Genomic DNA, 9,360 nt, shown 5'->3' on the forward strand with positions numbered 1-9,360 from the left:
ATGGATATAGATACCGCTGAAACATTAGCTGCGTTGATTGACGGCTGTATTGGAACCAGTGACAGCGACGATTTCAACGATGAAATGATACCGGTCAGAAATAGACTTGAAAAAGCCATTAAAAAGTTCAGGCAAAAGGTATCCTGTGAAAAGTGCGGTTACCCACTATTTAAAATGCATCACGAAAACAAGATACGTTGTCACGGATGCGATAACGTTATTGAATTGAAAGGGAGTACAAATGCGTAACAATTCGGAACCAACGCCAAGTCCTAAAGGCAGGATTACTGGTAAGGTGTTTACCAAGTGGGTGAACGATGAATTCAAACGAGTCGGCATTGATAATGTAGAAGCTTACGAAACGGTTAGGACACGGTTCAGAGGAGAAGACTATGAAGCAGGTGCCGCTTTCCTTTACGTTAGATTCAGGCTCAAAGAAGACCCACAAACGACCGGAATATTCTTATGTTTTTATCCTTTCTACGAATATGAAAGGCTTATAAAAATTGGTTATAAAATGGTGTTAAAATTCGAAAATAACAGATTCGGTTTTCAGGATAGCATCGAGAATTTAACCGTTGACTTAGAAAAGTAAAGGAAATGAGAATAGACGAAAAATGTTTGATAACTCAAAAGTAAAAAAGGTGGGAAGATACCTTACCCACCTTTTTGAAAAGTTCTATCTTACTTTTATTTTCAGACGAAACCATTTCTTGATCGAAAACTCGATCTCAACTTTCAATAGGAGAGCTACTCCCATTAATTGGTTAAAATCCATGCCTTAACATAGGGTTCTTCGATGATCGGACCCTACCCGACACAATTTCTATTTACGATCTGCTTAACTAAATGTTAACCGAGCAATGATAGATAAATTTTAAGAACTTCTAAAATGAAAGTACAATTAAATAAAGAAGATCAACTCCTAAAGCGCTTTTTGGAGGAGCATATCCCATTTCACGAACTACGGAAGGTAGGTTTCTTCCATAAAGACATGAAGAAGTCCGATATACATGGGCAAGCCAAAAGAATATGTGAATTCTTCGGATATAAGACAGTCTATGAATATGGGGCTAAGGTTACATATGCGCATATTTCTTATGCGAGTGGTATTTATGGATTGGATAGCGATAGGCCACTTCATATAGATGAGGAGGGAAAACTTAAAGAGGCACCTTTTATTGAACAATTTGGAGGGATTTACGAATGAAACCAACCAAACCTCAACGCGAACAGATCAGGCTTAAATACGGCGGTAAGTGTGCTTATTGCGGCTGTAATCTTCAAAAAAACTGGCATGCTGATCATAAGGAGCCAATAAGGAGAAGTCAAAGATGGGTAGCAAGTTGTATCAATGATCGGTCTAAGATATATGAGGACTACATGGAACATCCCGAACGTGACTGTATTGAAAACTTAGTTCCCGCCTGTCCATCTTGTAATACGAATAAGCACCAAATGACCGTTGAGCAATTCAGATCTTCTATCGCCCAATATGTCCAAAGCCTCAATCGGTACAGCGTGCAATACAGAATGGCCAGTAAGTTTGGGCTAGTTGAAGAAACAGGCATAGAAGTTAAATTTTATTTTGAAAGTTATGAACAAGGAAGAAAAAATTGAAGAAATAATATCCAGACATTTATTTTCTTATGGATATGAACGAGTAGCTATTCTAAAAGCCATGAAGGAATACGCCATCGCCATGTGTGAAGCTCAAAAAGAGGCTTGCGCTGAGAAAATATCTGATCTTGACGTTGACGCCCTTAAAACAGTTTTAACGACAAAAAACGTAGCGGAATGAAATGTAATTGCGTAAACATTGATTTTGGCTCAGAGGAAAATTATGCTCAGACCATAACGGTTCAAATTCCCGATCACATGAGTGAGTATAGGGAGGCAAGATTAGTAGAAGGGTTATCAGATACGGTAAGCATTGATCCGTGTATATTCGATGAGATAAAATATCTCTGGGCTAACGGAATAGTAACATACGGTTCATGCTGTGGGCACAATAAAGCAGATCCATTTGTGAATGTGGACGAGAGCTGCATTGATGCTATGCTAAGAATGGGTTACACGCAAAACCACCCAGATATCGATAGAAGAGATACATTTAAATTGAAATGGATATGAAACAACTAATAGAACACCGCTTGGAAGTGGCGGAGCATAACTTGGAGAAAGTTAACGGCCAAGAGCATCCACACCCTGAGACGATACGGACGCTTGAAGTCAGGATAAGAGAGCTAAAGGATATATTGAAGGAGTTGGAAAGAATGGATGTTACTCCTAGACCACAACCGATAGTTGAGCTGTTTGAGTTGAAAGATGACACATCTGTTTGGATTATACCTAAATATAGTTGTTGTTATGAATTTGGAAGATATATAAGAGACGGAGAGGAGGATAAAAAACCGGTTATCATTGTTAACAATTCGGTATACTATCTTAGTCGTGCGATTAATAGTTTCACCCACTTCCTCATATCGGAGGTGCCTAAGTTTTAGAGTTATGAAAGCAAAACTATTAAAGAGTCTTAGAAAGCAGTATACGTTTAAATTATCAAATGTTACGTTTTGTGGACGGGTCATGCTTAAAAAGCAAGTTGTGTGGATCGATAATAAAGAGATGGAAGCTAATTACTCGCGAGAAGGATACTTCCCATATGCAGGCTTTGGTGGCCCTATATCGGCTTTTCAAAAATTCATGTGGGATATTGGATACCGTGGTTTGGTGAGAAAGAATAAATTTAAAAGAGAGAAAAGGCACCGACAAACTTTGGCAAGAAAGGAGTTTATTACTAATTTTTAGATATGAAAACCAATAAAAACCTAACGCCATTGGAGCGTAAAGTGAAAGTAAACGCTATCTGTCAGATCAGACAAAATAGGGATAATCTTATGAAGCATTTCGTTGAATGTTGCGGTACAGACATGCTAAGAATGCAATTCTTTGCCTTACGTTATCCCGAATTTGAAGTAGACAAAGTGTCTATCAACTTAATCACTTTAGATGTGACCGTAACATATGAAGTTTATTCGAAGAGTAAGACATTGTTAATAGGTAACTTTAGAGATTATTTAGAGGTCAAAATTTAGCGGAATGATACAACCACAAGAAAACTATACTTCGCGCTTACAGGGCAGGAGTTGGAAGTGAAAGGCTAGTGAGTTGGAAAGTGTGATGGTATGTTAGTCGTACTTTAGGTAGGCTACATATGTTCCTTTAATCTTTTTAACGCTAACAACATCGTCAATACAGCAATCGGCTAACATAAACACAGTCAAATTTGCCATGAATGGGCTTATGTCGCCTATTTTAATCAAATCAGTGAAGTCTAGAGATCTTTGTTTTGACTTAAATGCGTTTTCTAACGCGGAGAAGAATACCTGGTACTCGTTCATCCCTAATCTTATCTTTCTCACGATGAGTACATATAATAATGGTGTAAATTTAACAAACAGAATATTAACATCCAAATTTAATATATTTGGTTATGAACTGGATAAGCATAAACGACCAAATACCTACCCCAAATCAACTGGTGCTGATGACAGATATAGATGCAAAAGCCCCATTTTACGAAGCTGGGTACTACTCGATATCCGGCATAACATTTTATAATCCGTTACCTATGATTGATACCGTTACTCATTGGTGTGTCATACCCGATATTAAAGAAAAATAACACCCGATCGCTTTCAAGAGCTTTCAACCGCTTTCAATTACATTAAACTATTCCATATAGAATATTTGGAATATTCGATTTTCCTTTTTACTTTTACATCAGAATAAGGGTTTGTCATATTTTTAGCTTATTGACGGGGCATCACCCGACCCAAATAAACACTAATGCTGCCGTGATGGCACCTAAGTTTATTTATTATGTTATACAAAGGATTATCAGCCTCATTCAAAGAGGCTGATGTTAACTCAAGGTTCGTTTCCGGCTACCTATCACATTTTGGTAGTAAAGACAGTGATGGAGACATCATTGTGAAGGGAGCATTCAACAAAACCATCCGAGAACGTGGGCCTTCCGGCTCAAAACAAATCAAGTACTTATTAGACCACGATAAGAAGCATGCAATAGGTGTGTTCGAAAAGCTTGAGGAAGACTCACAAGGTCTTTATTACGAGGCTAGAATCGGTACGCATGCCAATGGTGTTGACTTCATTAAGATGGTCGAGAGCGGAATAATTACCGAGCACTCTATCGGCTACAGAACAATTAAGGAGCAACGTAAATCGGATGGCAACCACCTTCACGAATTGATGCTTTTAGAGGGTTCTGCGCTTCAATTCCTTGGAGCGAATCCTAATACTCCTGTAACAGGATATAAGGACTATACCGACATTCTAGAGGCTTTTACAAACCTAGAGAAAGCTTTACACAACGGTACATTCACAGACGAAACATTTGTGCTCATTGAAGCTAAGTATAAATCACTCGGAGACGCGTTGAAGCCGCTAAGCACTTCAAAGGTAGACGAGCCGATAAGCAAGAGTGAGCTAATTGAGATAATCAACAAATCATTTAACTAAAAATCACGCTGGGAAGCGTTATTGCTATGGAAATTAAAGAAATACAGGAAGTAATCGAAAATGCTTCCAAAGCTATCAAAGAAAAAGCAGAAGGCGCGGCTACTCAAGCCGCCGATGCATTGGAAAAAGCTAAGTCGTTGTTAGACGATATGGGCAAGAAGGCCTCTACTGAAGACTTGGAGAAAGCCAAATCAGAACTTGAGGAAAAAATCAAAGGTTTGCAGACTCAGGCTGATAAGTTGTCGGCTAAGGTTAATTCACCTGAGTTTAAGAAAGAGCAAAAGGAGAAATCGTTTAACGAGAATTTGGCTGACACAATTGAAGAAAACGCGGACGCGATCAAGGGGTACAAATCAGGTCAGGATATTCGTTTTGAGATGAAAGCGGTAGGAGATATGTCTATAACTGCAAACTTCCCTAATGCTACTCCGTTCATTCAGGATGTGCGTTCGGGTTTGATTGTAAACCCATATGATCGTGTTTGGTTAGCCGACATATTACCGCAAGGAGCTTCTACCGGGAATAGTATCATATACCCGAAAGAGAACGGCGGGGAAGGCAGTGCAGGGTTATGGTCTCCAGCTTCTAATGTAGACAAGCCTCAAATGGACTTCGATCTGACGAGCCAAACAGCTTTTTTCAAGTGGATTGCGGGGCATGTTATCGTAGACCGTGAGATGTTGGATGATATCGCTTGGCTTACAAGTTACATCCAAAACAAAATGCTTATCTCATTGAAGACAGCAGAGAATGCGTTTGTTTTAAATGGATCTTCTGATACCAATCCTGTTACTGGTATGCTGGCAGCAGCAACAGAATACGACGGAACTTACACCGCCGCTGTTGACCGTATCATTGATGCCGGCTGGGGGCAAATAGTGGAAGACACAGAAGACTTTTATAGCCCTACTCATACTATTCTTACGCCTCGTGATAGCGTTGCTATTGGATTGAATAAAGCAGAAGGAAGCGGCGAATACGATCTGCCGGCAGGATCTGTTGCTTTTGCTAACGGCCAGTTGCAGATAGGAGGTATCACAGGAGTTAAAACAACCCAGATCGGTACCGGTAACTTCTTGACGTTCGACCGTTCAGCGTTAATGTTTGTTCGCAGGATGCAACCAGAATTGAGGATGTTTGAGGACGCTGCTTTAGCGAAACGTAACAAATTGATGTTCCGTATTGAAGAGCGCGCCACATTGGCGATTTTCAATAACAACGCATTGGTTAAAGGTACACTTGCACCTGTAACACCATAAAAAATACTTGTTTGTCCATGTGTTGGTGTTGGGTGGGCATTTATGCTCACCCTTCCTTTAAAAACAGGAATCATGAAAGTAAAAGCAATAAAATCCTTCAGGTATAATGAACAGGTATATAAACCCGGCGATATAATAGATGTGCCTCCTATGAGGGCGGAGTATCTAAGGAGAACCAATCAGGCTTCAAGCCTAGAAGAAACCAAAAAATCCGAAAGCAATGGTAAAAGCAAGGGTAGTAAAGCCTCTAAAGGGGCTGGAAATCGGAAGAATAGTGGAGGTGACTGCAAGTGAGTTCGAAGAGTATAACGACCATCTAATGCAGGTTTGCAACTGCCAAAAGACTACGGCCAACTTCAAGGAATGGCTTGCGAACCGGAACAAAAAAGAATTAAAGAACGATTACAAGACTAAGTAATGTATTGCAATCATAGAACATATGGAATGACGGTCAAGGTGATAGAGGACGTATCGTCTGAGCCAGTTTCGTTGGCTGAGGTTAAGAAGTACATGGAGGTTGATTTCGATGATTGGGATGACGTATTGAATGGTCTGATCAAAACCATGCGAAGCGTTGCGGAGAAGTACTGTAACCTGTCATTGAAACCTAAGAAGCTTTCAGTATCGTGGAAGTCTATCGGTGATCAGCCTGAATTGCCATATGGTCCTGTAGACGAAGATAGCGTGACGCCAACAGGAACAATAACCGCAAACACAGAGTACACGTATGATACGGGATATGAACTGGAAGAAGTACCGGAAGAAGCTAAAACAGCAATTAAAGAGATGGTACACCAAGCGTTCGACAACAGAGGTGACAAGACCTATGATCCGAACGACATACCGCCGGTAGCGAAAATGTATTTAGACAGAATTTCAAGGAACTTATGGCTATAGGCAACCCAGGCGGAGATAAGGCAGCTCGAAAGATTAAATTCTTCGAATACACAACCATTGACGATGGCGCAGGGGGCGAACTTCCGAACCAAAGGGTCTTGGTTCTTGAAACCTATGCTACCATCAAGCCTGTTAGAAGCGATTTAAGGCTACAGGTTCACCAACTGGAATACGGTACGGCTTATGAGGTTGATATACGGGCACGATCTGGATTTTTCCCTAAAAAAACTTATGAATTAGAGGACTTGAACGGCAGGGTGATGCAGATAGTCGGAATGCCTACCGACTCTAAACGAAGAGGCAGACTAACGTTCATTGCGCAGTACAAAGGTTAGAGATGGAAATACTTGGTAGAGACATTATTCTTGAGGTACGTGAAAAAGGATCTGAAACATGGCTGACCCTTGTGTGTCTCCGCACATACACGATGAACAGGGTCACGGCTACATTTCAGACCACTAGTAGGTGTACTGGAAACTTTACCAAGGTAGGACTTGGCGCAATAAGCTACACTGTTCCTTTTGAGGGAGATATTGACATCGATCCCGCTATGGAGCAGGCAGCATACAACTGGATAGCTAGAGTTGAGAAGAATCAGACGCTATTACAGTGGAGGGCATACAGCCCCGATTACAAATATTTCCGTAGTGGGAACGGATATATATCAACAAGTGAAGAAACAGCACCGCAGGACGGATTTGCAACGTTCAGCGGAACAATTATAGGCACGGGAGAATACTACATAGAGTATGACGAAGGCCAGTTTTTCAATGAATATGTGTTTAATCAATTTACCATATAAGAGATGGCGTATCCTATAGATAACATTCCGCAAACAAAGGAAATTGGGGATAAGTTCCTTAACACGGAGTATGACGCGATCATTGCGTCTATATTAGAGTTAATTAAAAATCTAGGATTGGTTGCAGGAAGTTTCGTACCTGCCGTAGCACCAGGATCAGCTTTGCCTACCGGAGAAGGTATAACAGCGGGTAAAGCTATGATATTGCAGGAGGGTACTTATACTCAATCTTCAGGTAATATTGTAGTAGAACCTAACCATGTCGTTATTGCAGTTTACGATGGTACTTCGTGGGCTGCTGATGCTGATTTGGAGTTAAATGCTGATTTGAGCAGCTATTTAAATCGGTCTGATTTAGAATTATTGGGTTCCGTAGATATTGCTCCTTATCTTCAAAATAATAAAGCAATAACAACACAAGGTGTTGTAGTACCCGGAAACGGGTACGCATCGTTTGTCGAAGTGCCTATTCAGGGCAGTACCCGTTATACTATATATGGCATCAAAAATCCCATTGCCGCAAGTAGTAAGTCATACGTACAGCTAGATACAAACAAAAATATTATAGCAGGAACTGCGGGGCCGATAACATCATATCCACACGTATTCACTTCTCATGCCAATGCAAGGTTCTTGTCTTTCACGGCCAAAGAACCTTCTGAAACTGATAGTGACAGCATAACAAACGCAATACTGTATAAACCATCCATTACTAATGATCCTGAAGTAGTATCTGTTAATGGTTACAAAATAATAGACGAAGTGTCTAGAAATAAGATTATTACTTTAAGCGATCCTACATCTGTTGTAAATTTATCTGAGTATTTGCAGGACAACACCGCTTTACAAACTTCGGGCGCGATTATACCAGGAGCGTCCGGATACAAAACGGTTGTTTATGCTCCGATCAGGCCTAACGTCAAATATGTGTTGTATGGTCTTAGAAATCCGATACTATACACTGCAAAGAACATCGCTATCTACAATGATAATGGTCAAGTTATAGTTGGATACAATAAAAATATTGGCATATACCCATACTTTTTTACGGCTCCTTCAGACGCGGCTTTTGTTTCTTTTACTGTCAAAGAACCTTCTGAGACCGATAATTTCAGTGAGCAAAACGTGATGTTGTCCAATGTCACAAGTAAAATAGCCGGCGCTATGGTTATACCTGAATCTAAATGGGCGGGAAAAACGTTCGTTTCTTTTGGAGATTCGATTACATGGTATGATGGCAGAGTATATAATACCTCTAATGTTGAAAATCCGAAAATAGCTGTTGGATACGTTTCATACATGCGAAATCTGTTAAGGTGTAATGTCGACAATCAGGGGGCTAGTGGTTACGACATGCCAGGTATCAGAACTATTATAAGAGGATACGCTAACTATGCAAATGTTCAGGCTGCAACCATAACTAGCGGCGCAAATGACCACAGAAAGGCCGTGCCTATCGGGACGTTACAGCCAATAGGTGGCACATTTACAGTGACCACATTCCTAGGAGCTTTGCAAGATTCAGTTGAATACATATTAAATCAGAATCCTAACATTAGAATATATCTGATGACTCCTATAATAGGTTATTATAATGAAAGTGGAACAGTCGATGTCCCTGGACCATATAAAGGTGAGCCGGTTCTTTCAGTGGATTATGTTAATGCTATAAAAAGTGTCGGTGAACTTTATAATTTACCAGTTTGCGACTGGTATCATACAGTAGGAATCAACAGTATTAACAGACCAGTATTCATAGGGGACAAGGAAGACATTCCCTATTACCTACACCCGACTCTTTCAGGGTATAAAAGAATGGCAGATGTGTTAATACCTTTTCTGAACAACTTTTAATTA

General features: G+C 40.3%; 17 protein-coding genes. All 17 read left to right on the forward strand.

What is annotated here, in order from left to right; genetic code table 11:
• The 17 genes from FKG96_RS09985 to FKG96_RS10065 all read left to right on the forward strand — a co-directional run bounded on the left by FKG96_RS09985 (position 1) and on the right by FKG96_RS10065 (position 9,357).
• Positions 1 to 249 carry a hypothetical protein gene (locus tag FKG96_RS09985; protein WP_149105437.1) on the forward strand — a complete coding sequence of 83 codons (249 nt, stop codon included), beginning with the start codon at positions 1 to 3 and terminating at the stop codon, positions 247 to 249.
• The gene (locus tag FKG96_RS09990; protein WP_149105438.1) at positions 242 to 595 is read left to right on the forward strand and encodes a hypothetical protein; all 354 of its coding nucleotides are present in this window, start codon (positions 242 to 244) and stop codon (positions 593 to 595) included. Before FKG96_RS09985 ends, FKG96_RS09990 begins: the two co-directional genes overlap by 8 nt.
• A 297-nt stretch (positions 596 to 892) precedes the next feature.
• On the forward strand, positions 893 to 1,210 hold the full coding sequence (locus tag FKG96_RS09995; RefSeq protein WP_149105439.1) for a hypothetical protein: 318 nt from the start codon (positions 893 to 895) through the stop codon (positions 1,208 to 1,210).
• A complete protein-coding gene (locus FKG96_RS10000; protein ID WP_149105440.1) occupies positions 1,207 to 1,620 on the forward strand; it encodes an HNH endonuclease in 414 nt (137 codons plus the stop codon). The genes FKG96_RS09995 and FKG96_RS10000 overlap by 4 nt, the downstream gene beginning before the upstream one ends.
• Positions 1,598 to 1,801: a hypothetical protein gene (locus FKG96_RS10005; RefSeq protein ID WP_149105441.1), complete on the forward strand. Its 204-nt coding sequence runs from the start codon at positions 1,598 to 1,600 to the stop codon at positions 1,799 to 1,801. The genes FKG96_RS10000 and FKG96_RS10005 overlap by 23 nt, the downstream gene beginning before the upstream one ends.
• Complete coding sequence (locus tag FKG96_RS10010; protein WP_149105442.1) at positions 1,798 to 2,133, forward strand: hypothetical protein; 336 nt, start codon at positions 1,798 to 1,800, stop codon at positions 2,131 to 2,133. The genes FKG96_RS10005 and FKG96_RS10010 overlap by 4 nt, the downstream gene beginning before the upstream one ends.
• Entirely contained in the window at positions 2,130 to 2,507 is a 378-nt protein-coding gene (locus FKG96_RS10015) for a hypothetical protein (RefSeq protein WP_149105443.1), read from the forward strand. The genes FKG96_RS10010 and FKG96_RS10015 overlap by 4 nt, the downstream gene beginning before the upstream one ends.
• 4 nt (positions 2,508 to 2,511) lie before the next feature.
• Positions 2,512 to 2,811 carry a hypothetical protein gene (locus tag FKG96_RS10020; RefSeq protein ID WP_149105444.1) on the forward strand — a complete coding sequence of 100 codons (300 nt, stop codon included), beginning with the start codon at positions 2,512 to 2,514 and terminating at the stop codon, positions 2,809 to 2,811.
• Positions 2,812 to 2,900: 89 nt separating this feature from the next.
• The gene (locus tag FKG96_RS10025) at positions 2,901 to 3,098 is read left to right on the forward strand and encodes a hypothetical protein (RefSeq protein ID WP_149105445.1); all 198 of its coding nucleotides are present in this window, start codon (positions 2,901 to 2,903) and stop codon (positions 3,096 to 3,098) included.
• Between the two features lie 398 nt (positions 3,099 to 3,496).
• Complete coding sequence (locus FKG96_RS10030) at positions 3,497 to 3,688, forward strand: hypothetical protein (RefSeq protein ID WP_149105446.1); 192 nt, start codon at positions 3,497 to 3,499, stop codon at positions 3,686 to 3,688.
• A gap of 197 nt (positions 3,689 to 3,885) precedes the next feature.
• Positions 3,886 to 4,545, forward strand: a complete 660-nt coding sequence (locus FKG96_RS10035) for an HK97 family phage prohead protease (protein ID WP_149105447.1) — start codon at positions 3,886 to 3,888, stop codon at positions 4,543 to 4,545.
• A gap of 26 nt (positions 4,546 to 4,571) precedes the next feature.
• A complete protein-coding gene (locus tag FKG96_RS10040) occupies positions 4,572 to 5,804 on the forward strand; it encodes a phage major capsid protein (RefSeq protein WP_149105448.1) in 1,233 nt (410 codons plus the stop codon).
• 72 nt (positions 5,805 to 5,876) lie between these two features.
• Positions 5,877 to 6,098 carry a hypothetical protein gene (locus FKG96_RS10045; RefSeq protein WP_149105449.1) on the forward strand — a complete coding sequence of 74 codons (222 nt, stop codon included), beginning with the start codon at positions 5,877 to 5,879 and terminating at the stop codon, positions 6,096 to 6,098.
• A gap of 150 nt (positions 6,099 to 6,248) precedes the next feature.
• Positions 6,249 to 6,701 carry a head-tail connector protein gene (locus FKG96_RS10050; RefSeq protein ID WP_168204552.1) on the forward strand — a complete coding sequence of 151 codons (453 nt, stop codon included), beginning with the start codon at positions 6,249 to 6,251 and terminating at the stop codon, positions 6,699 to 6,701.
• On the forward strand, positions 6,692 to 7,036 hold the full coding sequence (locus FKG96_RS10055) for a hypothetical protein (RefSeq protein ID WP_149105451.1): 345 nt from the start codon (positions 6,692 to 6,694) through the stop codon (positions 7,034 to 7,036). The genes FKG96_RS10050 and FKG96_RS10055 overlap by 10 nt, the downstream gene beginning before the upstream one ends.
• A 2-nt stretch (positions 7,037 to 7,038) precedes the next feature.
• Complete coding sequence (locus FKG96_RS10060; RefSeq protein WP_149105452.1) at positions 7,039 to 7,503, forward strand: phage tail tube protein; 465 nt, start codon at positions 7,039 to 7,041, stop codon at positions 7,501 to 7,503.
• Between the two features lie 3 nt (positions 7,504 to 7,506).
• Positions 7,507 to 9,357 carry an SGNH/GDSL hydrolase family protein gene (locus FKG96_RS10065; protein ID WP_149105453.1) on the forward strand — a complete coding sequence of 617 codons (1,851 nt, stop codon included), beginning with the start codon at positions 7,507 to 7,509 and terminating at the stop codon, positions 9,355 to 9,357.
• The last annotated feature ends 3 nt before the right edge of the window (positions 9,358 to 9,360 follow it).

The sequence above is a fragment of the Olivibacter sp. LS-1 genome (assembly GCF_008245145.1).
Classification (GTDB): domain Bacteria; phylum Bacteroidota; class Bacteroidia; order Sphingobacteriales; family Sphingobacteriaceae; genus Olivibacter; species Olivibacter oleidegradans.

What these genes read in the sequence shown, in the direction of transcription:
- FKG96_RS09995 (WP_149105439.1), top strand. Translation starts at nt 893, where the DNA reads ATGAAAGTACAATTAAATAAAGAAGATCAACTCCTAAAGCGCTTTTTG.
- FKG96_RS10050 (WP_168204552.1), top strand. Translation starts at nt 6,249, where the DNA reads ATGACGGTCAAGGTGATAGAGGACGTATCGTCTGAGCCAGTTTCGTTG.
- FKG96_RS10060 (WP_149105452.1), top strand. Translation starts at nt 7,039, where the DNA reads ATGGAAATACTTGGTAGAGACATTATTCTTGAGGTACGTGAAAAAGGA.
- FKG96_RS10005 (WP_149105441.1), top strand. Translation starts at nt 1,598, where the DNA reads ATGAACAAGGAAGAAAAAATTGAAGAAATAATATCCAGACATTTATTT.
- FKG96_RS10025 (WP_149105445.1), top strand. Translation starts at nt 2,901, where the DNA reads ATGAAGCATTTCGTTGAATGTTGCGGTACAGACATGCTAAGAATGCAA.
- FKG96_RS09990 (WP_149105438.1), top strand. Translation starts at nt 242, where the DNA reads ATGCGTAACAATTCGGAACCAACGCCAAGTCCTAAAGGCAGGATTACT.
- FKG96_RS09985 (WP_149105437.1), top strand. Translation starts at nt 1, where the DNA reads ATGGATATAGATACCGCTGAAACATTAGCTGCGTTGATTGACGGCTGT.
- FKG96_RS10020 (WP_149105444.1), top strand. Translation starts at nt 2,512, where the DNA reads ATGAAAGCAAAACTATTAAAGAGTCTTAGAAAGCAGTATACGTTTAAA.
- FKG96_RS10065 (WP_149105453.1), top strand. Translation starts at nt 7,507, where the DNA reads ATGGCGTATCCTATAGATAACATTCCGCAAACAAAGGAAATTGGGGAT.
- FKG96_RS10010 (WP_149105442.1), top strand. Translation starts at nt 1,798, where the DNA reads ATGAAATGTAATTGCGTAAACATTGATTTTGGCTCAGAGGAAAATTAT.
- FKG96_RS10000 (WP_149105440.1), top strand. Translation starts at nt 1,207, where the DNA reads ATGAAACCAACCAAACCTCAACGCGAACAGATCAGGCTTAAATACGGC.
- FKG96_RS10045 (WP_149105449.1), top strand. Translation starts at nt 5,877, where the DNA reads ATGAAAGTAAAAGCAATAAAATCCTTCAGGTATAATGAACAGGTATAT.
- FKG96_RS10040 (WP_149105448.1), top strand. Translation starts at nt 4,572, where the DNA reads ATGGAAATTAAAGAAATACAGGAAGTAATCGAAAATGCTTCCAAAGCT.
- FKG96_RS10015 (WP_149105443.1), top strand. Translation starts at nt 2,130, where the DNA reads ATGAAACAACTAATAGAACACCGCTTGGAAGTGGCGGAGCATAACTTG.
- FKG96_RS10030 (WP_149105446.1), top strand. Translation starts at nt 3,497, where the DNA reads ATGAACTGGATAAGCATAAACGACCAAATACCTACCCCAAATCAACTG.
- FKG96_RS10055 (WP_149105451.1), top strand. Translation starts at nt 6,692, where the DNA reads ATGGCTATAGGCAACCCAGGCGGAGATAAGGCAGCTCGAAAGATTAAA.
- FKG96_RS10035 (WP_149105447.1), top strand. Translation starts at nt 3,886, where the DNA reads ATGTTATACAAAGGATTATCAGCCTCATTCAAAGAGGCTGATGTTAAC.